At 68.4% G+C, this 25,047-nt stretch carries 22 protein-coding genes and 1 pseudogene; 7 read left to right on the forward strand and 16 right to left on the reverse strand.

The window, feature by feature from the left end:
* Positions 1–11: 11 nt before the first annotated feature.
* The 3 genes from AC1VNX_RS27890 to AC1VNX_RS27900 form a co-directional block, all read right to left on the reverse strand.
* Entirely contained in the window at positions 12–1,136 is a 1,125-nt protein-coding gene (locus tag AC1VNX_RS27890; RefSeq protein ID WP_483160808.1) for a hypothetical protein, read from the reverse strand.
* Positions 1,137–1,210: 74 nt separating this feature from the next.
* Positions 1,211–2,506: an aminotransferase class V-fold PLP-dependent enzyme gene (locus AC1VNX_RS27895; protein WP_483160809.1), complete on the reverse strand. Its 1,296-nt coding sequence runs from the start codon at positions 2,504–2,506 to the stop codon at positions 1,211–1,213.
* A gap of 3 nt (positions 2,507–2,509) precedes the next feature.
* The gene (locus AC1VNX_RS27900) at positions 2,510–3,406 is read right to left on the reverse strand and encodes an amino acid ABC transporter substrate-binding protein (RefSeq protein WP_483160810.1); all 897 of its coding nucleotides are present in this window, start codon (positions 3,404–3,406) and stop codon (positions 2,510–2,512) included.
* Positions 3,407–3,538: 132 nt separating this feature from the next.
* Here AC1VNX_RS27900 and AC1VNX_RS27905 point away from each other — a divergent pair.
* Positions 3,539–4,456 (forward strand): annotated as a pseudogene (locus tag AC1VNX_RS27905) (LysR family transcriptional regulator); the annotation flags it as partial.
* 415 nt (positions 4,457–4,871) lie between these two features.
* Here the strand turns inward: AC1VNX_RS27905 and AC1VNX_RS27910 are convergent.
* The 9 genes from AC1VNX_RS27910 to AC1VNX_RS27950 all read right to left on the reverse strand — a co-directional run bounded on the left by AC1VNX_RS27910 (position 4,872) and on the right by AC1VNX_RS27950 (position 15,400).
* On the reverse strand, positions 4,872–6,353 hold the full coding sequence (locus AC1VNX_RS27910) for an N-acyl-D-amino-acid deacylase family protein (RefSeq protein ID WP_483160811.1): 1,482 nt from the start codon (positions 6,351–6,353) through the stop codon (positions 4,872–4,874).
* Positions 6,350–7,261 (reverse strand): MurR/RpiR family transcriptional regulator, encoded by a 912-nt coding sequence (locus tag AC1VNX_RS27915; protein ID WP_126023046.1) that lies wholly within the window; start codon positions 7,259–7,261, stop codon positions 6,350–6,352. Before AC1VNX_RS27915 ends, AC1VNX_RS27910 begins: the two co-directional genes overlap by 4 nt.
* 10 nt (positions 7,262–7,271) lie before the next feature.
* Positions 7,272–8,585: an amino acid deaminase gene (locus AC1VNX_RS27920; RefSeq protein ID WP_483160812.1), complete on the reverse strand. Its 1,314-nt coding sequence runs from the start codon at positions 8,583–8,585 to the stop codon at positions 7,272–7,274.
* Complete coding sequence (locus tag AC1VNX_RS27925) at positions 8,582–9,559, reverse strand: ABC transporter ATP-binding protein (protein WP_483160813.1); 978 nt, start codon at positions 9,557–9,559, stop codon at positions 8,582–8,584. The genes AC1VNX_RS27920 and AC1VNX_RS27925 overlap by 4 nt, the downstream gene beginning before the upstream one ends.
* A 139-nt stretch (positions 9,560–9,698) precedes the next feature.
* Positions 9,699–10,736, reverse strand: coding sequence for an ABC transporter ATP-binding protein (locus AC1VNX_RS27930; protein WP_483160814.1), 1,038 nt, complete (start codon positions 10,734–10,736; stop codon positions 9,699–9,701).
* Positions 10,736–11,575 (reverse strand): ABC transporter permease, encoded by an 840-nt coding sequence (locus AC1VNX_RS27935; RefSeq protein WP_483160815.1) that lies wholly within the window; start codon positions 11,573–11,575, stop codon positions 10,736–10,738. Before AC1VNX_RS27935 ends, AC1VNX_RS27930 begins: the two co-directional genes overlap by 1 nt.
* A 3-nt stretch (positions 11,576–11,578) precedes the next feature.
* Positions 11,579–12,520, reverse strand: coding sequence for an ABC transporter permease (locus AC1VNX_RS27940; protein WP_483162025.1), 942 nt, complete (start codon positions 12,518–12,520; stop codon positions 11,579–11,581).
* 11 nt (positions 12,521–12,531) lie between these two features.
* Positions 12,532–13,791, reverse strand: a complete 1,260-nt coding sequence (locus AC1VNX_RS27945) for a lactonase family protein (RefSeq protein ID WP_483160816.1) — start codon at positions 13,789–13,791, stop codon at positions 12,532–12,534.
* 34 nt (positions 13,792–13,825) lie between these two features.
* Positions 13,826–15,400 carry an ABC transporter substrate-binding protein gene (locus AC1VNX_RS27950; RefSeq protein WP_483160817.1) on the reverse strand — a complete coding sequence of 525 codons (1,575 nt, stop codon included), beginning with the start codon at positions 15,398–15,400 and terminating at the stop codon, positions 13,826–13,828.
* Between the two features lie 202 nt (positions 15,401–15,602).
* On the opposite strand from AC1VNX_RS27950, the gene AC1VNX_RS27955 reads away from it, so the two are divergent.
* Positions 15,603–15,992 carry a RidA family protein gene (locus AC1VNX_RS27955; protein ID WP_483160818.1) on the forward strand — a complete coding sequence of 130 codons (390 nt, stop codon included), beginning with the start codon at positions 15,603–15,605 and terminating at the stop codon, positions 15,990–15,992.
* On the opposite strand, the gene AC1VNX_RS27960 is transcribed toward AC1VNX_RS27955, so the two are convergent.
* Positions 15,993–16,607 (reverse strand): ATP-dependent Clp protease proteolytic subunit, encoded by a 615-nt coding sequence (locus AC1VNX_RS27960; protein ID WP_483160819.1) that lies wholly within the window; start codon positions 16,605–16,607, stop codon positions 15,993–15,995.
* A gap of 153 nt (positions 16,608–16,760) precedes the next feature.
* Here AC1VNX_RS27960 and AC1VNX_RS27965 point away from each other — a divergent pair, with 153 nt between their 5' ends.
* Complete coding sequence (locus AC1VNX_RS27965; protein ID WP_483160820.1) at positions 16,761–17,282, forward strand: hypothetical protein; 522 nt, start codon at positions 16,761–16,763, stop codon at positions 17,280–17,282.
* A gap of 4 nt (positions 17,283–17,286) precedes the next feature.
* On the opposite strand, the gene lolD is transcribed toward AC1VNX_RS27965, so the two are convergent.
* Positions 17,287–17,964, reverse strand: a complete 678-nt coding sequence (lolD, locus tag AC1VNX_RS27970) for a lipoprotein-releasing ABC transporter ATP-binding protein LolD (protein WP_483160821.1) — start codon at positions 17,962–17,964, stop codon at positions 17,287–17,289.
* Entirely contained in the window at positions 17,957–19,213 is a 1,257-nt protein-coding gene (locus AC1VNX_RS27975) for a lipoprotein-releasing ABC transporter permease subunit (RefSeq protein ID WP_483160822.1), read from the reverse strand. The genes lolD and AC1VNX_RS27975 overlap by 8 nt, the downstream gene beginning before the upstream one ends.
* A gap of 55 nt (positions 19,214–19,268) precedes the next feature.
* Here AC1VNX_RS27975 and AC1VNX_RS27980 point away from each other — a divergent pair, with 55 nt between their 5' ends.
* Both AC1VNX_RS27980 and recJ read left to right on the forward strand, forming a co-directional pair.
* Positions 19,269–20,237, forward strand: a complete 969-nt coding sequence (locus AC1VNX_RS27980) for a hypothetical protein (protein ID WP_483160823.1) — start codon at positions 19,269–19,271, stop codon at positions 20,235–20,237.
* The gene (gene recJ / locus AC1VNX_RS27985; RefSeq protein ID WP_301509991.1) at positions 20,234–22,045 is read left to right on the forward strand and encodes a single-stranded-DNA-specific exonuclease RecJ; all 1,812 of its coding nucleotides are present in this window, start codon (positions 20,234–20,236) and stop codon (positions 22,043–22,045) included. Before AC1VNX_RS27980 ends, recJ begins: the two co-directional genes overlap by 4 nt.
* Before the next feature lie 17 nt (positions 22,046–22,062).
* On the opposite strand, the gene AC1VNX_RS27990 is transcribed toward recJ, so the two are convergent.
* Positions 22,063–22,596, reverse strand: coding sequence for a DUF1003 domain-containing protein (locus tag AC1VNX_RS27990; protein WP_483160824.1), 534 nt, complete (start codon positions 22,594–22,596; stop codon positions 22,063–22,065).
* Between the two features lie 253 nt (positions 22,597–22,849).
* Between AC1VNX_RS27990 and AC1VNX_RS27995 the strand changes: the two genes are divergently transcribed.
* Positions 22,850–23,674, forward strand: coding sequence for an SDR family NAD(P)-dependent oxidoreductase (locus AC1VNX_RS27995; RefSeq protein ID WP_483160825.1), 825 nt, complete (start codon positions 22,850–22,852; stop codon positions 23,672–23,674).
* A 138-nt stretch (positions 23,675–23,812) separates the two neighbouring features.
* Complete coding sequence (locus AC1VNX_RS28000) at positions 23,813–24,970, forward strand: GGDEF domain-containing protein (protein ID WP_483160826.1); 1,158 nt, start codon at positions 23,813–23,815, stop codon at positions 24,968–24,970.
* The last annotated feature ends 77 nt before the right edge of the window (positions 24,971–25,047 follow it).

The raw sequence follows: 25,047 nt of genomic DNA on the forward strand, positions 1-25,047 counted from the left end.
GTGTTCTTTCTTCACTTGAAGCGGGCTTCGATGCCCGTGGTCATTCGTTCGAGCCACTCGAAGCTCGGCGGATCGATCACGTCGACCAGCACCTCGGGCACCTTCACGCCGCGAGCGGCCCAGGTCTCGGGGCCCTTGGTGTCGCCGCCGGTGCGGTAGCCGTATTCGTGCGCGAGTTCGCGCAGGGCCGGGTCGTTCTCCAGCGCCGCGCCCAGGCGCGCGCCGCCGGGCGTGTAGGGCACGAGCACGTGCTTCGAGTAGACGGTGGGCCTGGGGTAGAGCAGCACCATGTCGCTCTTGAGGCGGTCGGGGTTCTTGAGCCAGAACTCGACCATCTGCGATTCGTAGGCCACCAGCAGCGGCGCCTTGCCCATGCCGAGCGCGAGGTAGTCCTCGAAGGGGCCTGCCGATGACTGCTCCTGGAAGCCCTGGCGCAGGAAGAGCGGCGCCACGACGGGCATGACGCGGTCCACGTCTTCCTGGCTCTGCACGATCTGCTGGCTGTTGGCCAGGTAGCTCGCGAGCGCAAGGTACATGGTCGCCGAGTTGGAAGTGCGCACGTCGGTCGAGTTGATGAGCAGCGACTTGCTGGTGGAAAAGGCGCTGCTCGCCTTGAGCTCCTTCCAGCGCGTGCCCTTCTCGATCATGGCCATGAGGCCCGGCAGGTCGACCACGTAGTAGAAATCGCCCTGCTTCTGCGCGATGCCGTTGGCCACCAGGATCTCGGCGATCGGCCGCCAGCTCGCCAGCACGATCGGTGTGTAGAACGGATTGAAGACGTTCGGCGCCTTGGCCAGCGTCTTGAGCTGCGCCGCGGCGGGCGCGCCCGAAGGGAAGCCGAAGTCGAACTTGCTGGCGTCGTAGCGGCTGGCGATGGCGCGCGAGCCGGCCTTCTCGACTGTGACGGTGATGCCCTGCGCGGCCAGCGCCTTCTGGACGCGCGGATCGGCGAAGAAGGTTTCTTTCTCGGAGCCGATCAGGCCGCGCAGCGTGACCTGTTTCTCCTGTTCGATGCGGGCTGCCGTGGCGGTGGCCGAGTCATCGTGCAGCCGGGTGTTCGAATACCAGACGCCGGCTCCGACCGCGGCCAGCAGGACGACGGCCAGCGCTGGTGCGATCAGCTTGCGGATTTCCAAATCTCATGCTCCTCTCCCCCTGTGAGCGGGGGTAGAGAAACATGCTAACTATCGAATATGACGGTTTATGACAGTCAGATGTCGGTGGCGATTTCCTGCGTGATGCGCAGGAACTTCTCGATGTCGGCCATCGAGTGGCAATGCAGCGGCGACACCCGCACCGTGCCGGTCAGCCCGAAGGACTCGAGCATGCGCTTCGAGTAGATGCTGCTGGCCACGCGCTCGTAGACCGTCACGCCGCGCCTGGCGTACTCGACCACGGCCTGCGTGCAGTCGATGCGGTCGAAGCCGATGCCCAGGATCAGGTCGCGCTTGCTCAGGTCTTCGTAGTCGAGGAAGACGTTGACGCCTTCCAGCTTGCGCATGCCGGTCGCGTTCGCGTTGCCGTCGAGCAGCGCTGACAGCAGCGCCCGCTCGTGGAGCTCGATGTGCGTGATGCCCGCGACGAACAGCGCGCGGCGGTCGGTGGCATCGGTGAAATGCCCGCCCAGCCAGCACACGTAGTCGACGATTTCCGTGAGCACCGCGAACTGCCACGGCGCGGAGCTGCCCAGGTCCCAGTAGTCGGGCTTCTTGCCCGCGAGCTTGTGGTGCGGCAGCACGGCCGCGCGGTCGGACACCCACGACAGCCCCGAGCCCCGGCAACCGAAGAACTTGTAGGGCGCGAGGTTGATGCCGTCCACCGGCGTCTTCTGCAGGTCGATGAGGCCGTGCGGCGCATGCTGCACGGCATCGACCAGGATGTAGAGGTCGGGCTTGATCTCGCGCGCGCGGCGCACGATGGCTTCCATGTCGAGCTTGGCGCCCGAGATGTTCGACGCATGGATCACGTTGAGCAGGCAGGTGTTCTCGTCGACCAGCCGCACGATCTCGTCCACGTCCACGCCGCCGGTGACGGGGTTGCTCTTCGCCACGCGCAGCTCACGGCCCAGGCGCTGGGCGTAGAGGCTCATCGCATCGAAGGCGGAGGGGTGCTCCAGCACGGTGGTGACCATGTTCGTGCCCGGCACGTTCTCGGCCACCGCGCGCACCATGTCGAACATCGCGCCCGAGGCGGTGAGCGAGGCGTACACGCTGCCGCCGGTGGCGTTGAGGATGGTGCGCAGGTCGGCGCAGCCCTTGGCCTGGATCTGCTGCAGCTCGACGGCCGTGGCATGGATGCGCTCGGCGTTGTCGGGAATGGCATCGACCTGAGCGAAGCGCTCGGCCGCGGCCTTCAGGCGGAAGGAGCCGCCGGCGTTGTCGAAGTACAGGCGCTCGCGGCCGTTATGGTCGTGGTCGACCTGCAGGAAGCGGCTCTTCACCTCGCGCATCAGCGCGTCAGAGAAGGCCAGCCCGTTCGGATGGCTCGAGGACAGCTTGGAATCCATCGCTCAGACGCCCTTGTTGTTCGGGTTCTTGTAGATCTCGCGCACCGCGTCCGTCATCGGGAAGTTGAGATTCGCGTTCTTCGGCGGGATCGGCGAGAGGAACCACTTGGTGTAGAGCTGCTCGATGGCGCCCGACTTCATCAGGCCTGCGACGGTCTCGTCCACCAGCGCCTTGAACTGCGGGTCGTCCTTGCGCAGCATGATCCCGTAGGGCTCCTGGCGCAGCGATTCCTTGAGGATCTTGTATTCGCCCGGGTTGGTCGCGCTGGCGATCATGCCGGCGAGCTGCACGTCGTCGAGCACGTAGGCGTCGGCGCGGCCGGTGGACAGCAGCAGGAAGCCGTCGGAGGTGTCCTTGCCCGCGATCTCGTTGACTTCGATGGTGCCGCTCTTGCGCGCGCCGCGCAGCAGCTGGATGGAGGTGCTGCCCGAAACGGTGGCCACGTTCTTGCCGTTGAGGTCGGCAAAGGTGTTGATGCCCGAGTTCTTGCGCACGGCGGCGGTGATGTTGGTCACGAAGTGGCTGGGCGCGAAGTCGACCTGCTGCTGGCGCTGCGTGGTGTTGGTGGTGGTCGCGCAGTCGAGGTCGACGGTGCCGTTCTGCAGCAGCGGAATGCGGTTGGTCGAGTTGAGCATGGTGTAGCGCACATCGATCTTCGCGAGGCCCAGTTTGGCCTTCACGGCGTCGACGATCTTCAGGCAGATGTCGGTGGTGAAGCCGATGGGGGCGCTGTCGGCGCTGAGCTTGTACGAGAACGGGATCTGGCTGTCGCGCGCGCCGATCTGGATCGTGCCGCTGTCCTTGATCTTCTGCAGCGTGCCGCCGTCCTGGGCGCTGGCGGCGCCCCAGGCGAAGGCGAGGGCCAGTCCGAGCGCGAGGGGGAGTTTCCTGAAGTCCATGGCGGGTTCCTTGAAGAAGAGTCGATGACGTGGATCGGGCGAATCTTCTGCCTCGCCATCAATTTCCAAAAGCGATTTTTTGTGATCGAATTGCATGAGAAAAAGCGTTCTTTCGGAGCCCGATCCACCGTGATGACCTTCAAGCAGCTCGAAGCCCTGTACTGGATCGCCCGCCTTGGCGGCTTCGCGCAGGCGGCCAACCAGCTGCACACCTCACAGTCGGCCATCTCCAAGCGGGTGCACGAGCTGGAGCAGCTGTTCGAGACCGAACTCTTCGACCGAAGCCAGCGCACCGCCCGCCTCACCGAGAAGGGCGAGGAAATGTTCGTGCTCGCCCGCAAGCTGCTGGATCAGCGCGACGCGGCCATCGAGCAGTTCGGCAAGCCCGGCGTGGTGGAGCGGCGCATCCGCCTCGGCGTGACCGAGCTCACGGCGATGACATGGCTGCCGCGCCTTGTCGGCCTGATCCAGCAGCACTACCCGAAGGTGATCCTCGAGCCCGACGTGGACGACAGCCTGCAGCTGCGCGACAAGCTGCAGGCCGACGAGCTCGACCTTGTCATCGTGCCCGACACCTTCGCCGACTCGCGCATGCCGCACAAGGTCATCGGGCAGGTGAAGAGCGCGTGGATGTGCAAGCCCGGTGTGGTTCCGGCCAACGGCAGCGCCATGCGGCTGCACGAGCTGGCACGCCATCGCATGCTGGTGCAGGGCAACAACTCCGGCACCGGCCGCGCCTACGACGCGTGGATGAAGGAACAGGGCGTGCAGCCCGCCAACGTGATCGTGGTGAGCAACCTGGTGGCGCTGACCGGGCTCACCGTGTCAGGGCTGGGCGTGAGCTACCTGCCGCGCGAATGCCTCCAGCCGCTGGTGGCGGCCGGCATGCTTTCGGTGATCGAGGTGGCGCCTGCCCTGCCGGTGGTGCGCTACGTGGCGATGCACAAGGGCGAGCACCGCAGCGCGCTCACCTCATCCATCGTGATGCTGGCGCAGGAATGCTGCGACTTCACGCGCATGTTCCAGGCGCAGGGAGAAGAAGAGAAAGAGGAACTCGGGGATCAGACCCGACCTGAGCGCGCCGCCGGGACGCCCATCCTGAGGCCGCGTCAACCGCCGTCGCCGACAGGAGAAAGATCCGGGTGCAATTGCTGCAGCGCCCGCGACAGCCGGACCACCCGCTCTCGCGCGCCCGGCTCGCCCCGGGCGAGTGCGCCCAAGGCGGCTTCGTAGTCGTCAGTGAGCTGTTGCCACAACTCGAAGTCGGCGCCAAGGCCTTCGGCGTCCTTGTCCATCTTTGCTCCAGTAGGAATTTCGACGGCCGGTGTCAATGCGCCAGTTTGACTGATTTTTGCCAAAAATGTTAGAACTTTAGAGGTCATGGGGTTATAGCCGCCTCGGATACTTCGAGGCGGTACCCCGGCTCCGGGCGGCCTCCGGCCAACTACTGGCCGGGCGCCCCTGTTCAGCTCGCGCTGCCCCGCGTGAGCATCCGCCCCGCGCGCGCGAGCACGCGGGCCTCGGCCTCCCCGCCGCGATAGGCCAGCACGCCGTTCACGAACACGCGCTCCACGCCCAGGCTCACGCCGTGCGGCTTGTCGTAGGTGGCGGTGTCGGCGATGGTCTCGGGGTCGAACACCACCACGTCGGCCATGGTGCCGGCGCGCAGCAGGCCGCGGTCGGCGATGCGCAGGTTGCGCGCAGTCATGCCGGTCATCTTGTGCACCGCCTGCTCCAGCGTGAACAGCCGGCGCTGGCGCCAGTAGCGCGCGAACACGCGCGGAAAGGCACCCCACAGGCGCGGATGCGGATGGCGGTCGTGCGGCAGGCCGTCGCTGCCGATCATGGTGAGCGGGTGCGAGATGACGCGCTCCACGTCTTCCTCCTGCATCTGGAAATAGCAGGCCCCGCCGGGCTTCAGCCGCAGGCAGGCATCCTGCTCGCTCACGCCCCACTCGCGCGCGATGTCGGACACCAGCCGGCCCGTCATCTCCGGATGCGGGTCGGACCAGGTCAGCAGCACGTCGATCACGCCGTCCACCAGGTCCTCGCGCAGCACGGTGGAGCCGGCCACGTAGGGGTACACGTCCATCGCGATCTTCTGGCGCTGCGCGAGCGATTCGATCAGCGGCAGCGTCTCCTTCGTGCGGCCCCAGTTGGCGGGGCCCGCGCACTTGTGGTGCGAGATCACCAGCGGCACGCCGGCGTCGAAGGCGCAGTCGCCGGCCTCGTGCAGCGCCTCGATGATCTGCTGCATCTCGCTGCGCAGGTGCGTGGCGTAGACGCCGCCGTGGCGGCTCACCACGCGCGCCAGCGCGGTCACCTCCTCGGCGGGTGCCGCGAAGGCCTCTTCGTAGAACAGGCCCGAGGACATGCCGTGCGCGCCGTCGGCCATGCAGCCGTCGAGCAGCGCCTCCATGCGTGCCAGTTCATCGGCGCTGGCCGGGCGGTCCAGTGCCTGCATGGCGGCGAAGCGCAGCGTGGTGTGCCCGACCAGTGCGGCCACATTCAGCGCGGGCTGTGTCGCGTCGACGGCTGCGCGGTACTCGGCCATGGTCGCGTGCTTGAACGAATCGGCGCCCAGCAGCGTGAGCGGCGGCAGCGACTGCGGCGTGCGGTACGGCGCGAGCGAGATGCCGCAGTTGCCCGTCACCACCGTGGTGATGCCCTGCGACACCTTCGGCAGGCACAGCGGGTCGCGCAGCACGATGGCGTCGTCGTGCGTATGCGCGTCGATGAAGCCGGGGGCGATGACCTTCGCGCGGCAGTCGACGACGACGACGTCGGCCAGAGACAGCCCCTGCGGCAGCCGCTCGCGCAGGCCCTCGCCGAGCGCGACGATGCGGTCGCCCTGCAGCAGCACGTCGCCCGGCCACGAAGGGCCGCCCGAGCCGTCGACCACCAGGCCGGCCTCGAGCAGGATGGCCTTGCCGTTGTCTTCGCTCACGATGCGCTTCCTCCGTCGTTCACGCCGCCGCCGTCCCAGCTCTGCAGCGGATGGGTGGTGGCGTCGATGCCGTGGCGCTGGAAGGCCTCGCGCGCGCGCTGCAGTCGCTGCACCGCGGGCTCGCCGCGACGCTGGGCCACCAGCACGGTAAGGATCTCGATGACCGTGAGATGCGTGAGGTAGGCATCGATGCCCACGTGCATCACCGCGTCGTCGGGCACCGACAGGCCCAGCAGGAAGTCGGCCCTGGCCGCCAGCGCCGTGCCCGGCCGCGTGAGCGCCACCACCTTGGCGCCCTGCCCGCGCGCGATGTCCACCGCGTCGAGCAGCGAGGGCATGCCGCCCACGTGCGAAATGGCGATGACCACGCCGCCCGGGCGCTGCGCGGCGCCGGCCACCTGCTGCAGGTGGTAGTCGGCCCATGCGTTGGCCGAGAGGCCCAGGCGGAAGAGCCGCGCCTGCAGGTCGTTGGCCATGAACCACGAGGTTGCGCCCGCGCCGTACAGGTCGACGTGCGGCGCGGCAGCGATGGCAGCCACGGCGCCGTCGAGCACCTGCATGTCGAGCTGGCCGCGCACGCCCGAGACGGAGGCCGCGGCGCTGCGCGCGATCTTGCCGACCACTTCGTCGGCCGCATCCTCGATGTTCACGCGGCGGTGCAGCGGCGAGCCGCCGAGCGCCAGCTCCTGCGCCAGCGCGAGCTTGAATTCGCGCAGGCCCGCGAAGCCGAGGTCGCGACAGGTGCGCATGATGGTGGGCACCGAGCTGCGCGAGCGCTCGGCCAGTTGCTCGAAGCTTTCTTCGAGCACGCGATCGGGGTCTTCGAGGATCAGGTCGAGAATCGCGCGCCGCGTCGCCGGGGCGTCGCTGCGGATGTCCGCGATCTTCTGGAGCAGTGATGGGGTCATCGCAACGCAATCAGAAGTGCATGGCCACCGCGTCGCTCACGCGGTAGTCCTGCTCGACAACCGGCATCCAGTGCCACTTGTCGAAGGTGGTGCAGGGGTGCGAGATGCCCAGGCCGACGCGGTCGCCGACCTTGGGGGCCTCGGCTTCCTCGTTCGCCTCCCAGCGCAGGTAGGCGTGCTGGTCATTCAGCGCGGTGATCTTCCAGCCCGCGGGCACGCCCTGCGGCTGCAGCGCGCCGCGCGCCGCGCGCGCGATGGGCACGGGCAGCGAGAGGTCGAAGGAGATGTCGCGCTTGCCCACCGCCAGGATCGCCAGGCCCGGTTCGGGGCGCGACTGCACCGTGGCCCAGACCTCCATCGCCGGCACCAGGCTCTCGCCGCAGTTGCAGCCCAGGCGCTCGTCCACCGCGCTCACCATGCGCTTGTAGAAGCCGTGGTCGTGCGTCACGTAGCAGCCCGAGCGCAGCAGGCCGCGCACCGGCGCACCCAGCGCGGGCTTGAGCCGGCCGGCCACGAGGTCGAAGATGGCCGAGCCGCCGGCCGAGACCAGCACCTCGTCGGTCTCGAAGAGCTTCTCGGTGTCGCAGTGGCGGGCCACGGCTTCGACACGGTCCATCAGCGCCTTGGCGTAGGCCGTGTCGGGCTCGCTCTGGCCGGTGGCGCCCTGCCCTTCGTAGCACTCAATGCCCACCAGCCGCACGGCCTCGCTCGCGCGCAGCCGCGTGGCCAGCGCCACGGCTTCCTCGTGCGTGCGGCAGCCGGTGCGTGCGCCGTCCACGCCGATCTCGATCATCACGTCGAAGAGCACGCTCGCCGGGTGACGCGCCGACCAGTCCTCGATGAGCGCGAGCTGCGCCAGCGAATCGACCAGGAACACGATGCGCAGGTCTGCATGCTCGCTCAGCAGCATCTGGATGCCGGCCAGGTCCTCGTCGCTCACCACCTGGTTGGCAATGAGCGTGCGGCGCGCGCCGGCCGCCACGCCCACGGCCAGCTGCGTGACGGTGGCGAAGGTCAGTCCCCAGGCGCCGGCGTCGAGCTGGCGCCGGAAAAGCTGCGGCGACATGGTGGTCTTGCCGTGCGGCGCGAGGTCGATGCCCCATTCGCGCACGCGCGACTGCATCCACGCCAGGTTGTGTTCCAGCGCCTCGCGCTTGAGCACGGCCAGCGGCAGCGGCAGGTCGCCGGCCAGCACGTTCCAGCCGGCGGCGCCAATCTCGCTGCGGCGGCGCGGTGCCTGGGTGCGCGGGTAGCCCTTGAAGTTGCTGCCCAGCAGCGGGTCGTTGAAATCGTTGGCGGCTACGGCTTTGTCGGTCATGGTCATGCGGCAATGTTGGATAGCAATTCTTTGCGGATGCAGGCGCTGTAGTGTCCTGCCGAAATTTCTTCGAGCGGCGGCACAGTCTGCGCGCAGGCTTGCGTGGCGTGCGGGCAGCGCGTGCGGAACACGCAGCCCGAGGGCGGCGCGATGGGGCTCGGGATGTCGCCCTTGAGCGCGATGCGCTCGGTCGCCATCTCCGGGTCGGGTTTGGGGCTCGCGGCCAGCAGCGCGCGGGTGTAGGGGTGCGAGGGGCGCGCGAACAGCTCCTCGGTGGTGGCGACTTCCATCACCTTTCCCAGGTAGAGCACCACCACGCGGTCGCACAGGTACTCGACCACGTCGAGGTCGTGCGAGATGAAGAGCATCGTCAGTCCGAGCCGCTCGCGCAGGTCCGCCAGCAGGTTGATGACCTGCGACTGGATAGAAACGTCGAGCGCCGACAGCGGCTCGTCGGCCACGATGAATTCGGGCTCCACGGCCAGCGCGCGCGCCACGCCGATGCGCTGGCGCTGCCCGCCCGAGAACTCGTGCGGAAAGCGGTTGGCATGCTCGGCGCGCAGGCCCACGGTTTCGAGCAGCTCTGCGATGCGCCTGTCGCGCGCCGCCGCGCCCTTGTGCAGGCCGTGCGTGGACAGCGCCTCGCCGAGGATCGCGCTGATGCGCATCTTGGGGTTCAGGCTGGCGTACGGGTCCTGGAAGATGATCTGCAGCTTGCTGCGCAGCCTGCGCATGCGCTCGGCCGAGAGCTCGCCGATGTCGTCGCCCCGGTAGAACACCTGGCCGCTGGTGCGTTCGACGAGGCGCAGCACGGTGCGGCCGATGGTGCTCTTGCCCGAGCCCGATTCGCCCACCAGGCCCAGCGTTTCACCGGGCTGGATCGCGAAGGACACGTCGTCGACGGCTCGCACCGGGCGGTCGCTGCTGCCGAAGTATTTCTTGAGTCCGCGGACTTCGATGAGGGGAGCTGCGGTGTTCATGGAGATGTTGTATTGGCTCCTTCTCCCGCTTGCGGGAGAAGGCGGGGGATGAGGGTGCGCGCCAGGGCTGCGGGGGTCACCCTCACCCCAGCCCTCTCCCGCAAGCGGGAGAGGGAGCAAGACGGGAACGGCGCGCGACTCATGCGGCTCTTGCCAGTGGTTGATCCGGCTGCACGCGAATACAGCGCGCCTGGCGGCCCGGCCGGATGTCGACCAGCGGCGGCATCGCGTCCCTGCAGCCCGCCAGCGCGAGATCGCAGCGCGGCTCGAAGGCGCAGCCGGGCGGCGGCGCCAGCGGGCTCGACACCTGCCCGCGAATCGCGAAAAGCCGCTTGGGCTTGGGCTGGCCGGGCTGGCGCGCCTTGCCCGGCAGGCAGGCCAGGAGGCCCTGCGTGTACGGATGCTCGGGCTGCGCGAACAGCGGCCGAACCGGTGCGCTTTCGACCACGCGGCCCGCGTAGAGCACTACCACGTCGTCCGCATGGTGCGCGACCACGCCGAGGTTGTGGGTGATGAAGAGAATGCTCATGCCCGTCTCGGCCTGCAGCCGGCGCATGAGCTCGAGGATCTGCGCCTGGATGGTCACGTCGAGCGCGGTGGTGGGCTCGTCGGCAATCAGCAGCGTCGGGTCGCAGGCCATGGCCAGCGCGATCATCACGCGCTGGCGCATGCCGCCCGAGAGCTGGTGCGGATACTCGTGAATGCGCTGCGCGGCGGCCGGTATCTCGACCAACTCCAGCATGCGCAGCGCATGCGCCAGCGCCGCCTTGCGGTCGAGCCCCTTGTGCAGGCGCACGCTTTCCGCGATCTGCTCGCCGATGGTGAACACCGGGTTCAGGCTGGTCATCGGCTCCTGGAAGATCATCGACAGCTGGTTGCCGCGCAGCGAGCGCATCTCGCGTTCGCCGATCTGCAGCAGGTCGAGCGTCTTGCCTTCGCGCGTCACGAAAGAGGCGCTGCCGCTGACCTGCGCGTTCGCGGTCTTGGGCAGCAGGCGCATCAGCGTGAGGCTGGTGACCGACTTGCCCGAGCCCGATTCGCCGACCAGCGCGGTCGTCTTGCCGGGCTGTATGGAGAAGCTCACGTCGGCCACCGAACGCACGAGGCCGTCTTCGGTGGGGAAGCTGGTGCTCAGGTTGCTGACCGTGAGACGTGGTGTTTGATTGGCGTTCGTCATCACGATGTCTTCTTGAGCTTCGGGTCGAGCAGGTCGCGCACACCGTCGCCCAGCAGTTGCAGCGACAGCGCCGTGAAGATGATCGCGAGCCCCGGGAACAGCACGACCCAGAAGGCCTGGTGCGCGTACTGCTGGCTGCCCGCGACCATGGTGCCCCAGGTCGGGATCTCGGGCGGCACGCCCACGCCGAGGAACGACAAGCCCGCCTCGGCCAGGATGGCATAGGCGAAGATGAAGGACACCTGCACCAGGATCGGCGACATCAGGTTCGGCAATATGTGCCGCCACAGGATGCGCGAGGTGCGCACGCCAAGAGCGCGCACGGCCTCCACGAACAGCAGCTCGCGCACCACCAGCGTCGAGGCCCGCACCACCCGCGCCACGCGCGGCGTGTAGACCAGCACCAGCGCCAGCACGGTGTTCATCAGCGAGGGGCCGAGGATGGCCACCAGCGCGATGGCCAGCAGGATGTCGGGGAAGGACATCATCGCGTCGACCACGCGCATCAGCGGCGCGTCGAGCCGGCGGAAGAAGCCCGCCATCAGGCCCAGCACGGTGCCGGCGACCACGGCGCCCAGCGCGGTGAGCGCGGCGATGGCCAGCGAGTAGCGCGCGCCGTGCACGATGCGCGAATAGAGATCGCGGCCGAGCTCGTCGGTGCCGAGCAGATGTTCGGCGCTGGGCGCCTTCAGGCGCTCCAGCACGGCCGTGTCGTTGGGGTCGATGGAGGCGAACAGCGGTGCGCCGATCGCGAGCACCGCGATCACCAGCAGCACCAAGGCGGAAACCATCACGATGCGGCGATGCATCAGCTGACGGAGCATTCGGGGCATACGCATCGCTCAGACCTTCACACGCGGATCGACCACCGCGTACAGCAGGTCGATCGAGAAATTGATGAGCACATAGATCGCGGCGATCACGAGCAGCGCACCTTGAATGACGGGGTAGTCGCGCCGCAGCACGGCACTGACCACAAGGTTGCCCACGCCGGGCAGGCCGAACACGGTCTCGGTGATGACGGCGCCGCCGATCATCAGCGCGACCGTCAGGCCGATCACCGTGACGATGGGCACCAGCGCGTTGCGCAGCGCGTGCTTGAGCACCACCGTGCTTTCGCTCAGGCCCTTGGAGCGCGCGGTGCGCACATAGTCTTCACCGAGCACGTCGAGCATGGAGGCGCGCGTGAAGCGGATGATGAGCGCGGAGTTCAGCAGGCCCAGCACCGTGGCGGGCAGCACCAGCGAATGCAGCCGCTCGGCCAGCGCCGCATCGGGCGCGCCGTAGCCCGACACCGGGAACCAGCCGAAGGACACGGCGAAGATCTGGATCAGCACGATGCCCAGCCAGAAGCTCGGGATGCTCGCGCCCAGCATCGCGATGCCGGTGAAGAGCTGGTCGACCACGCGCCCCCGGAACACGGCGGAGACGATGCCGCAGGGCACGCCGATCAACGCCGCGATGGCCACTGCCATCAGCGCGAGCAGCGTGGTGGGTTCGGAGCGCTCCCACAGTGCCTGCGTCACCGGCCGCTGCAGGAAGATGGACTGGCCGAGGTTGCCCTGGAGCACCTCGCGCAGCCAGTAGCCGAACTGCACGGGCAGCGGCTTGTCGAGGCCGTACTCCTTCTGCACGCGGGCGATGTCGGCCGCGGTGGCCTGGTCGCCCAGCAGCACCGAGACCGGATCGCCCGAGGCCGCGCGCGTGAGCACGAAGACCAGCACCGCCACGATGGCGAGCACGATCAGCATGCCCGCGGCGCGGGAGGCGATGTAGCGGAACAGCGATTTCTTCATCACGCGGAAAACTCGATGGCCGCGGCGGAACCGACCGCGACGTACTGGCCGGTGAAGCGCACGTCGCCGCCCCGCACGCGGAAGACGGTCACGTTGTCGCCCTGCTTGTTGTGGCACACGTAGAGGAACCTGCCGCTCGGGTCGAGCGTGCAGCTGCGCGGATAGTTGCCGCGCGACCATTCCTCGCGCACCAGCGTGGGAGCGCCGGTGCGGGCGTCGACCTTGAAGATGGAGATCGAGTCGTGCAGGCGGTTGAGCGACACGAAGTGCTGGCCGTCGGGCAGCATGCGGATGCCCGATGCGTAGCTGGTGCCCTTGAAGCCCTTGGGCAGTGCCGAGGTCTCGCTCACCAGCGTGAGCACGCCGGTGGCGTTGTCGTAGCGCATGAATGCGATGGTCGATGCTTCTTCGTTCACCAGGTAGAGCCACTTGCCGTTCGGGTGGAACACGAAGTGGCGCGCGCCGGAGCTTTCCGACACGGCCACCGTGCTGGGCTGGCTCAGCACGCCGGTGATGCGGTCGAATCGGTAGGAAATGACGCGGTCGAGCCCCAGATCGGCCACCAGCACGAAGTTGCCCTTCGGGTCGGCATGCACCATGTGCGCGTGCGGGCCGTCGTGGTCGCTTGTGGCGAAGCCTTCGTGCGAACGCGCGGCTGCCGGCACCACGTCGGCGCCGGGCTTGCAGGGCGTGGATGCGCCGCAAGCCTCGACATCCTTGTAGACGACTGCGGGGGTGCCGGCATCGGGCGTGCCGTCGGCGCGCAGCGCGATCACGCTGACGTCGCCGCTGGCGTAGTTGGCCGTGAACAGGAAGCGGCCGTCGGGGTGCACGCTGATGTAGGCCGGGTCCTTGCCGCCGCAGGCCGTCTCGGACACGAACGACAGCGCGCCATCTGCACCGATGCGAAAGGCCGAGACCGAGCCGGCCTCGAACTCGTTGGCCGCATAGAGCATCGGCAGCTTCGGGTGGCGCGCGAGCGACGCGGGGTTGCGCAGCTTCGCGCTCTCGCCCGTGCTCGCAACCGCAGCAGGCGCGCCGGGGATGGGCTTGAGCGCGCCGGTGGCGCCGTCGAGCACGAACTGGTGCACGCCGAGGCCACGGCCGCCGCGCCACGGCTTGCCGCCGTCGCTGTAGGTGCCGACGTAGGCGTAGACAGGGCCGGAGGTTGCGGCCTGAGCCGTGGAGGCGGTAAGCCCCAGGGCTCCGAGGCCGGAGGCCAGTGCGCTGGCTTGCAGAAGTTGGCGACGCGATGGCATGGCTGTGTTCCTTGCTTGCTTGCTGCGTGCCTGCTTACTTGATCTTCGCGTTCCAGAAGAACGGCCAGGTCGCGGGTTGGTAGTTGTCCAGCGCCGGGCTCTTGGCCGAGAGGCCGTTGAACTTGCCGACGTTGATGTACGGCACCTCGTCGTACACCACCTGCTGCACCTTGCCCCACAGCGCGCCACGCTTGGCCGGGTCGCTCTCGACATTGAAGGCCTGCAACGCCGACTTCTTCGCGGGCGTGTCCCACCAGCCGGGCGCGCCGTCGCCGAGTTGCGGCGGCGAGAGCATCGGCTCGGGGAACTGGCCCGAGTGGGTGACGTAGATGTCCCACAGCTTGGCGTCGTTGCGGCGCTGCACCAGCGTGGCCCAGTCGACCACGTTGAGGTCGACCTTGAAGCCGGCGCGCTTGAGCTGCTCGGCCATCAGCAGCGCCATGTTGTAGTGGAAGTCGTACTGGCGGCTGGTGAGCACGCGGATCGGCTCGCCCTTGTAGCCGGCCTTGGCGGCGGCTTCCTTGGCCTTGGCGGCGTTGCGCTGGTTGTACTGGTCGGCACCGGCGGTCGAGTAGAACGGCGAGCCCTTCGGGAAATGGTTGGCCTCGGCCGTGAAGAAGCGCGTGTCGCCGAAGCCGGCCGCGAGCATCTCGCCCTCGCCCAGCGCGGTCTGGATCGCCTGGCGCACCGGCTGGCTGGCCGCCACGCCTTCCTTGGTGTTGAGCACGAGGTACGGGAAGCCGAACGAGGGCGTCATGATCGGCACCGTCTTGCCGCCGGACTTCTCCAGGCGCGGCAGCGCCTCCACCGGCAGCAGGTCGGCGAAGTCGTACTGGCCGGCCAGCGCGCCCTCGACGCGGGTGCTGGCGTTGGGCACGGGCACGAAGCGCAGTTCCTCGATGGCCGCCTCGCGCTTGCCGCCGTAGCCGCTGGCGGCTTCCTTGCGCGCGCTGTACTTGTCGAAGCGCGTGAGCAGCACGAACTGGTCGGGGCGGCGCTCCTTGAACTTGTAGGGGCCGGTGCCGACGAACTCCTTCAGCGGCGAGGCGATCGAGTCCTTGGCCATGATGGCGGCCATGCCGCTGGGCAGCGCGAACTGCGAGAGCAGCGGCGCATAAGGCTCCTTCAGCACCACCTCCACCGCCAGCGGACCCTTGGCCTTGAGGCTCTCGACTTCCTTGCCCACGGCCTTGCCGCGCGGCGACTGGTCCATCCAGCGCTGCAGGCTGGCCACCACGTCGTCAGCCGTGAGTTCGCGGCCGTTGTGCAGCATCACGCCGCGGCGCAATGTGATGGCGTAGGTCTTGCCGTCGGCCGAGATTTTCGGCATGCCCTCGGCCAGCATCGGCACCACGTTCCACTTGGCGTCGAAGGTGTAGAGCGTCTCGTACACGTGCTGCATGATGGTTCCGACCAGGTCGGCGGTCGAGGCCATCGGGTCGAGCGTCTGCGGCTCCGCCACCATCGCCAGCGTGGCGAAGTTGCGCGGGCCCTGGGCATGAGCGCTCTGGTGGGGCAGCGCGGCGCACAGCATCGCGAGCAGGGAGGCTCCCAGCAGGCTGCGCTTCGACAGCATGGGCAGGCGCTGGACAAGATCGACGTGGGGCATGGGGAACTCCTTCATGGGGCGGGCCAGTTTGTGAAAGAAATTTTCTCGTTGGCCCGGACTTTGAAGCAGTATTCATGCCCAATCATCCGTGTTAACCCTTGTTCAGGGGTTATTTTGAAATAGATTTTCAAATCGGAGGGATACTCGCGGCTCGTTTTCCCTCTTCTCGTTCTGTTTCTTCTTTCACTAACCAGGAGTTCCCATGCCCCTCGAATACCTCGGCGCCCCTCCCCTGGCCTCCGACCGCCAGGTCCGCCCCTTCTCCCCGGCCGTGCGCGCCGGCGACTTCATCTACGTCTCGGGCCAGGTGCCCGTGAACAAGGAAGGCGAGATCGTGGCCGGCGGCATCGAGGCCCAGACGCGCCAGGTGATGGAGAACATCAAGACCGTGCTCGCACTGGCCGGCGCCACCTTCGACGACGTGTGCAAAAGCACCTGCTGGCTGCAGGATGCGCGCGACTTTGGTGCCTTCAACCGCATCTACATGAGCTATTTCGGTGAAAACAAGCCGGCGCGCTCGACCACCGAGGCGCGGCTGATGATCGACGCGCGCGTGGAGATCGACGTGGTGGCCTACAAGCCCAAGGCCTGATCAGCCATGCAGCTCGGTCTTGCGCTGGATGATGCGCGAGACCAGCCCGTACTCCACCGCCTCCTCGGCCGAGAGCCAGCGGTCGCGCTCGATGTCGGCCAGCACCACGTCGATGGGCTTGCCGGTCTCACGTGCGATCTCGTGCGCGATGCGCTGGCGGGCCTTGATGATTTCCTGCGCCTGGATCGCGATGTCGGTCGCCTGCCCGCCCGCTCCGCCGCTGGGCTGGTGGATCAGGAAGCGGGTGTTCGGCAGGCACACGCGGCGTTCGCGCGGTGCCGCGAGGAACAGGTGGGTGGCGGCGCTGCCCACCCAGCCGGTGCCGATCATGTTCACCGGCGCGCTGATGAAGCGCACGATGTCGTGGATGGCATCGCCCGACTCCAGGTGCCCGCCAGGCGAGCTCACGAGGATGTCGATGGGCTTTTCGGTGCTGTCGGCATCCAGCGCGATGAGCCGGCGCGTGACGTCGGCGGCCACCGAATCGCTGATGGCGCCGAAGATCAGCAGCGTGCGCGACTTGAACGCTTTCTCTTCCAGGTACGAATTGCGCGGCTCGGCAGTGGCCGCGGGCTTGGTGTCGTCGTCGGATTCCATTGAGAACATGGGCAGCATGAAACGGGCTCCTGTGGTTTTGGACTGTCGGGCTGTTTGACGGACTGGCTCCCAGTTTCGCGACATTTCAAGCAATGGCAAGCTGCTCAGGTACTCTGCAAGCACCGCTTCTCTCCATGGCCGGTCCAGTGCGCTCCGGGGCAGAATCCGGCGATGAACAAAAGCTTGCGGGGGATGTCCGGTGCGCTGTATGTCGGGGTCGTTGTTGCCATGCTGCTCGCCGCTCTCAGCACTTTGGCACTCATCCCGGAAACGAAGAAAGAAGATCTTTCGCGCACTGCGGGACTGTTCGTGGGCATGGAGCCGGGGAAGGGGCGTGCGCGATCCATCAACTACGCGGTCATCGAGTCCGATGGCAATTCCCGGCAGTTCGCCATCGATGCATGCGAACAACAGATCGCCCGGCTGTCGAAAGGCACTGCCGTCACCACGCTGCACGATGACCACACGCTCTTCGAGATCGCAGCGAATGGCCAGTTGCAATGCACCTATGCGGCCACAGTCAAAGCCAGGGCAGAAAAACGAAACGGCAACCTTCGCTGGACGCTCTCAGGCGCAGCAGGTGGCATCCTGCTCGCACTGCTGTCCATCTGGTCACGCTGGCGAACCAACCGCCATCTGACCCAGTTGCGGGCCGTCATGCAGCGCCGCGAAGCCAGCAGCGCAGACCAGTAACGGCTCAGCCCGCCAACCGCCCCGCCACCAACTGCAGCACCCGATCACACCGCTTGGCCAGGTCCTGGTCGTGCGTGACCATCACGAAGGCGGTGCCGTGCCTGTGCGCAAGATCGAGCATCAGCTCGAAGACCGTGTCGGCCGTGCTCCGGTCGAGGTTGCCGGTGGGCTCGTCGGCCAGCACGCAGGCGGGCTGCGTGACCAGCGCGCGCGCGATCGCCACGCGCTGGCGCTCGCCGCCCGAGAGCTCGGCCGGGCGGTGGTGCAGGCGCTGGCCCAGGCCCACGCTCTCGAGGATCTTCGCCGCCGACTGCGCGGCCTCATGCGGCTCCGTGCGGCGGATCTTCAGCGGCATGGCCACGTTGTCCAGCGCGCTGAACTCGGGCAGCAGGTGGTGGAACTGGTAGACGAAGCCCAGGTGCTGGTTGCGCAGCCGCCCCTGCTCGGCCGGGTCGGCATGGGCAATGTCCTTGCCCAGCAGCTCGACCTTGCCGGCGGTGGGCTCGTCGAGCCCGCCCATCAGGTGCAGCAGCGTGCTCTTGCCGGAGCCCGAGGCGCCGACGATGGCCAGCGTTTCGCCGGCGTGCACGTCGAGGTCCACGCCATGCAGCACGGTCAGGTCGAGCCTGCCCTCGTGGAACCGTTTTGTCAGTCCACGGGCTTTCAGAACAACTTCACTCATAGCGCAGGGCTTCGGCAGGGTTCACGCGGCTGGCGCGCCAGCTCGGATACAGCGTGGCGACGAAGGCCAGCACCAGGGAAATGATCGCGATGGGCACGATGTCGCTTTGCTGCGGATCGCTGGGCATCTTGCTGATCAGGTAGATGTCCTTCGGCAGGAAGCTCGCGTGGAAGAGCTGCTCCAGGAAGGGCACGATCACGTCGATGTTGTAGGCGATGCCCAGGCCCAGCAGCAGGCCGGCCACGGTGCCGATCACGCCCACCATCGCGCCCTGCACCACGAAGATGCCCATGATGCTGCGCGGCGAGCTGCCCAGCGTGCGCAATATTGCGATGTCGGCGCGCTTGTCGGTCACGGTCATGACGAGCGTGGACACCAGGTTGAAGGCCGCCACCGCCACGATCAGCGTGAGGATGATGAACATCATGCGTTTCTCAACCTGCACGGCCGCGAACCAGGTCTTGTTCTGGCGCGTCCAGTCGCGGATGAGGAACTCGCCCGGCAGGGTCACGGCGAGCTGGTCGGCCACGTCGCGCGCTTCGTTGAGGTTCTTGAGCTTCAGGCGGATGCCGGTGGGGCCTTCGAGGCGGAACACCTTGGCGGCGTCCTGCTCGTGCACCATGGCCAGCGCGGAGTCGTATTCGTAGTGGCCCGAGTCGAAGGTGCCGACCACGGTGAACTGCTTGAGCCGGGGCACCACGCCCGCCGGCGTGACCTGCCCGCCCGGCGCCACCAGCGTGACCTGATCGCCCGGCTGCACGAAGAGCGAACGTGCCAGCTCCGCGCCGAGCACGATGCCGAACTGGCCCGGCACCAGCTTGTCGAAGGTGCCCTTCGATGCGATGCCGTTGATGTCGGTGACCTCGGGTTCGAGCTTGGGATCGATGCCGCGCACCAGCGTGCCCTTCATGTCCTCGCCGCGCGCGATGAGCGCCTGCGTATTGATGAAGGGCGCCGCGCCGACCACCTCGGGGTGCTTGCGCGCCGCCGCCATGATCTGGTCGAGCTGCTGCAGGGCCTGCCCGTCGCGCGAGAAGATCTCGATGTGCGACACCACGCCGAGCATGCGGTCGCGCACTTCCTTCTGGAAGCCGTTCATCACACTGAGCACAATGATCAGCGCCGCCACGCCCAGCGCGATGCCGAGCATCGAGACACCGGAGATGAAGGAGATGAAGCCGTTGCGCCGCGTCGCCCGGCCTGCGCGCGTATAGCGCCAGCCGAGCTGCAGTTCGTAGGGAAGTCGCATAGGGTCGGAATTGTGGCATCCCGGATGGCCCCGAGCCTTCCCGGACAATAGGGGGATGGCCGAAACCTCCCCACGCCGATTACTGATTCCCTTCGCCGGCCGCGGTTCCCCGTCATGCCGAGCGGCGCTGCCCACGCTTCAGCTTCCCAATCTCGAAAGCCTGCTCTCGCGGCTGAGCCTCGCGGACACCGACACGCAGGACGAAAGCACGCGCTCGCCTCCGCATGAACGCGCGCTGGCGCAGGCGCTGGGCATCGCCGCGCCCGACGGCGGCATTCCCTGGGCCGCGCTCGAGGCGCGCCGGCTGGGCATCGCCGCGCCGGGCGACACCGAAGGCTGGGGCATGGTCACGCTGTGCAACTGGCAGGTAGGCATCGACGACGTGGTGCTGGGCGACCCGGCCGCCATCGAGATCGACGCCGCCGAGTCGGCCGCCCTGCTCGAAGCCGCCCGCCCCTTCTTCGAGGAGGACGGCATCGCGCTGCACGCCTCGCCCGTGCCCGGCCGCTGGCTGGCGCGCGCCGGCATCTTCGACGGGCTGGCCACCGCCTCCATCGACCGCGCGGTGGGCCACCCCGTCTCGCAGTGGTCGCCGCTGGCCGACAGCGCCCGGCCGCTACGCCGGCTGCAGAACGAAATGCAGATGCTGCTGTACACCCAGCGCGTGAACGACGATCGCGCCGCGCGCGGCGTGCCGACCATCAATTCCTTCTGGCTCGCCGGCACCGGCGCACTCAAGAAGGAAGAAACCGGAACGGCCACTGCGCCCACCGTGAACGACACCCTGCGCATCGCCGCCCTGCGCGACGACGGCATCGGCTGGGCCGCCGCCTGGCAGGCGCTCGACGCCGGCCCGCTCGCCGCCCTGCTGGCCGAGTACACGCGCGGCGCCAGCGACATCTCGCTGACGCTGTGCGGCGACCGCGCCTCGCAGCGCTACACCGTGCAGCCGCGCGGTCTGGCCCGCTGGGCGAAGAGCCTGTTCGAGCGCAAGCAGGCGGCCACCGTGCTGGAGGCGCTATGAAAATCATAGCCAGAGAGATACCGCCGCGCACCGTCTGGGCGCTGGAACAGGCTGGCGTGCATCCGCTGCTGGCCCGCCTCTTCGCCGCGCGCGGCGTGCGCGCCAAGGAAGAGCTGGACGACGGCCTCGCGCTGCTGCTGCCCCCCGACACCCTGCACGGCACGCGCGAAGCCGCCGCGCTCCTGGCCGACGCCATCGCGCAGGACAAGCGCCTGTGCATCGTCGCCGACTACGACTGCGACGGCGCCACCGCCTGCGCGGTCGGCGTGCGCGGCCTGCGCCTGCTGGGCGCGAAGAACGTGAGCTACCTCGTGCCCGATCGCGTGGTCGACGGCTACGGCCTCACGCCGCCCATTGCCGAGCGCGTGGCCGCGAGCGGCGCCGACATGCTCATCACCGTCGACAACGGCATCGCCAGCGTCGAGGGCGTGGCCACCGCCAAGGCGCGCGGCCTGCAGGTGCTGGTGACCGACCACCACCTGCCCGGACCCGAGCTGCCTTCGGCCGACGTGCTGGTCAACCCCAACCAGCCCGGCTGCGGCTTCGAGAGCAAGAGCATCGCCGGCGTCGGCGTGATGTTCTATGTGCTGCTCGCGCTGCGCTCCGAATTGCGCAGGCGCGGCGTGTTCGATACGCCTGCGCCCGCCGCCGGGCCGCCCCAAGGCGGGCCAGCCTCCCCCTCGGGGGGTGGCGAAGCACACGAAGTGGCAAGCCGGGGGGCAAGCAAACCCCAGCCCAAGCTCGACGCGCTGCTGCCGCTGGTGGCGCTGGGCACCGTCGCCGACGTGGTGCGGCTCGACGCCAACAACCGCCGCCTGGTGGCGCAGGGCCTGCGCCGCATCCGCGCGGGCGCGATGCCGGCGGGCGTCGCGGCGCTCTTCAAGGCGGCCGGGCGCAATGCGTCCGTGGCCACCACCTTCGACTTCGGCTTTGCACTCGGCCCGCGCATCAACGCCGCGGGCCGGCTGTCCGACATGACGCTGGGCATCGAATGCCTGCTGACCGACGACGCGGGCCGTGCCGAAGAACTCGCGCGCATGCTCGACGGCATCAACCGCGAGCGGCGCGACATCGAAGGCGGCATGCGCGACCAGGCGCTGCTGCTGGCCGAGTCGCTGTTCGCGGCCGACGGCGAGGGCATCGAAGCGCCGCCACCGGCCATCAGCGTGTTCGACGCGGGCTTCCACGAAGGCGTGGTGGGCATCGTGGCCTCGCGCATCAAGGACCGCTTCCACCGCCCCACTTTCGTCTTCGCCGCGAGCGGCGCGCCGGGCAAGGAGCAGGAGCTGAAGGGCTCGGGCCGCTCGATTCCGGGCTTCCACCTGCGCGATGCGCTCGACCTCGTGGCCAAGCGCCATCCGGGCGTGCTGCTGCGCTTCGGCGGCCACGCGATGGCCGCCGGCTGCACCGTGGCACGCGAGCACTTCGAGACTTTCGAGAAAGGCTTCGCGCAGGTCGCGCGCGAGCTGCTGGCCGAATCGGCGCTCACGCGCCAGATCGAGACCGACGGCCCCATCGCGCGCGAGTACATGCGCATCGACCTCGTCGACACGCTGCACCGCGAGGTGTGGGGCCAGGGCTTCGCGCCGCCCACCTTCAGCGAGGAGGTGGAAGTGGTGTCGCAGCGGCTGGTGGGCGAGAAGCACCTGTCGCTGAAACTCAGGCACCAGGGCCAGCCCATCGACGCGATCTGGTTCAGCCACACCGAGCCGCTGCCGCCGAAGGTCAAGCTGGCGTTCCGGCTCGACGCGGACGAGTGGCAGGGTGTGCGGCGGCTGCGCTTCCTGGTCGAGGGCGCGGAGTTCTAGGCAGGCCGCGCGCCGCTTCAGTCCCTGTTGCCGTGCGCGGCCTCGGCCGCCACGATCTGGTGCAGCACCTTGCCGGGGTCGGTGCGCTCGGCCAGCGCCCTCACCTCGTCGTGCGATTCGGGCGGCAGGTCCATCTTCTGCGCCATGCGCATCGCCAGGCGCAGCAGCGAGGTCATCTCGCGCTCGTTGAGCAGGTTGATCTGCAGGTCCAGGTGGTGGCGGCGCTCGCTCTCCTCGGCCGACATGTTCTGCGCGATGAGGATCATGATCGCCAGCACGATGGCCTCGATGGACACCAGGAACAGCAGGAAGGTGAAGGGATACGGGTCCACCTTCCACACCCACTGGTTGAGCACGATCCACAGCGCGAAGAAGCCCAGGTTCCACCACAGGAAGGCCACGGTGCCGCAGAAGCGCGAGATGCGCGCCACCAGCCGGTAGAGCGCGGGCTTCGAGCGGCGGTTCTCCTCCTCGAGATGGAGGATGGCCTCGATGTTGCGGTGGGTCAGTTCCTCGATGGAGGGATGCTGCTTGCGGTGCTGCTCGCTCATGTCGGAGTGCTTTGTGCCTCGTTCACGCACACGGCTGCGTAGGCTGGCGTCGTTACCCCTTGAAAGAAAAGCCTGCAATCGCATGCCGTGGCGGGCGCGCGGTCGGGACAGATTCCTACGCACGCGGCGGACATGCGTTCTACGGTGGGTTTTCCGCCGCGATGCATCGCCACCGGCGCATGCGGCACGGCGCGATCGATTGAATGAATGAATGACCGAGTGAAACCCCACCATCGTCTTCAAGGAGACCGCCATGCAGACCACAGACATCCGCCCCCTTGCCGTGGTGACCGGAGCCTCTTCCGGCATCGGCTTCCAGCTCGCGCTGCTCGCGGCGCGCAAAGGCTACGACCTGCTGATCGGCGCCGACGAGCCGCTCTCGCAGGCGGAGACCGAGCTGCGCATGCTCGGCGCCAACGTGTTCTCGGTGCGCGCCGACTTCGCCACCCGCGACGGCGTGGACACGCTGCTGGCCGCCACCGAAGGCCGCCGCGTGGATGCGCTGTTCGCCAACGCCGGGCACGGGCTGGGCCACGGCTTCCTGGACCAGGACTTCCATGATGTGCAGCACGTCATCAACACCAACATCACCGGCACCATCTACCTCGTGCAGTGCGTGGGCCGCAACATGCGCGAGGCGGGCTGGGGGCGCATCCTCATCACCGGCTCCATCGCGGGCTTCCAGCCCGGCAGCTTCCAGGCGGTCTACAACGGCAGCAAGGCCTTCATCGATTCCTTCGCGATGGCGCTGCGCAACGAGCTCAAGGGCACGGGCGTGTCCGTCACCTGCCTGATGCCGGGCGTGACGGACACCCACTTCTTCGCGCGCGCCGACATGCTCGACACGCGCGTCGGCCGGCAAAGCGACAAGGCCGACCCCGCGGAGGTCGCGCGCATCGGCTTCGACGCGATGATGCGCGGCGAAAGCGGCGTGATCGCGGGCTGGCGCAACAAGATGCAGGTGGCGCTGTCGCGCGTGATGCCGGCGCCCCGGCTGGCCGAGCGGCACCGGCGGATCGCCGAGCCCGGCAGCGGTGAAGTGCACCGGCAACAACAGCACGCCCGGCCCTTCGTCTGAGATTTCCGGCGCTCGCGGGCACGCCCCCGCCCCTTGCGGCTTCGAGGCTACGATCGGCAACCCTCTTCCTGAAGCCGACCGGATGCCGCCCCGCCACCGCCCCGTTCCCGCCAACCGCCGCCACGCATGGACGCCGGCATGAGCCTCGGCCTGCTGGCCGGCCTGATGGTCTGCGGCTTCGTGCTGCTGCTGGTGTCCGGCAGCGCGCGAATGCATGGCTGGTACGTGCTGGCCTGCGGCTTCGCGCTGGCGGCCTTCGCGGGGCTCGACCGCCTCGCGCCTGACGGCTCGTTCGCACACTGGGCTGCATTGGCGCTGCTGCTGTGGGCCGCCTGCCGGCTGGAGTTCGCGCGGCAGTTGCTGCGGCTGTCGCGGCTCGCGCCGCGCCTCGACCGCGTCGCGCTCGGGCTTCTTGCCGCGCTGGCCCTTGCGGCGCTCTACGCTGCCATCGAGACCCGGCTGCCCTGGATATTTCGTGGGCTGCAGGCACTGGTCGCGGCTTCGACGGTGATCCTCGTGGTGGGTGCGCTGGCGGTGCGCCGCCGCACGCCATGGCCGGCCCTGCTCTTCTGCACGGGCGCCGTGCTGATGCTGGCGGGCGTCTCGGCCGCGCATCTTCCCGCCTGGGGCGACGAGTTCTGGACGCCCGGCCGCGCGAGCCTCGCGCAGGCCGCCGTGATCGCCGAACTCGCGCTGCTGGCGCTGGCCGCCGCCGCGCGCATCCGCGACGAACGAGCGCTGGAGGCACGCGCGCAGGCCCTGATGGCCGCCCCGGGCATCGATGCGCTCACGGGAGCAGCCAGCGAGGCCAGCTTCGAGCTGCGCGGCGCGGAATGGCTGCGCGAGGACCGCAACTTCTCGCTGATGCTGATCGGACTGAACGGCTTCGATGCCGTGTACGAACGGCACGGCCAGGCGGGCGGCGACGCGGTCCTGGCGGCCATTGCGCAGCGGCTGCGCGAGCAGGTGCGCGCGGACGACATGGTGGCCCGGCTCGGCCCCGACAGCTTCGCGATCCTGCTGGTCGGCAGCCCGCCACGGCAGAAGCTCGCGGAGATGGCCATCCGCATCGAGACAGCCGGCGCGAGACCGGTGACCTACGAAGGCCGCCTGCTCGCGGGCGGAGAACTCAGCATGGGCATCGCCTGCCACCCCGGCGACGGCGACACGCTGACCAGCCTGCTCGAAGCGGCCGAACGCGCGCTGGCGCACTGCAACCGGCAGCGCATGGGGCCGACCTATGCCTTCGCGGGCGAGCTCGGGCAACGGCGGCGTGCCGGCGGCGCGGCCGCGTGAATGATTTCTTCGTACCCCTCCCGCGCCGACAGGTGCGGGAAGCGAAATCTTCTTGCCGCCAGGCGCCCCGCGAGGGC

The organism is Variovorax sp. TLI9-5A (assembly GCF_056867935.1).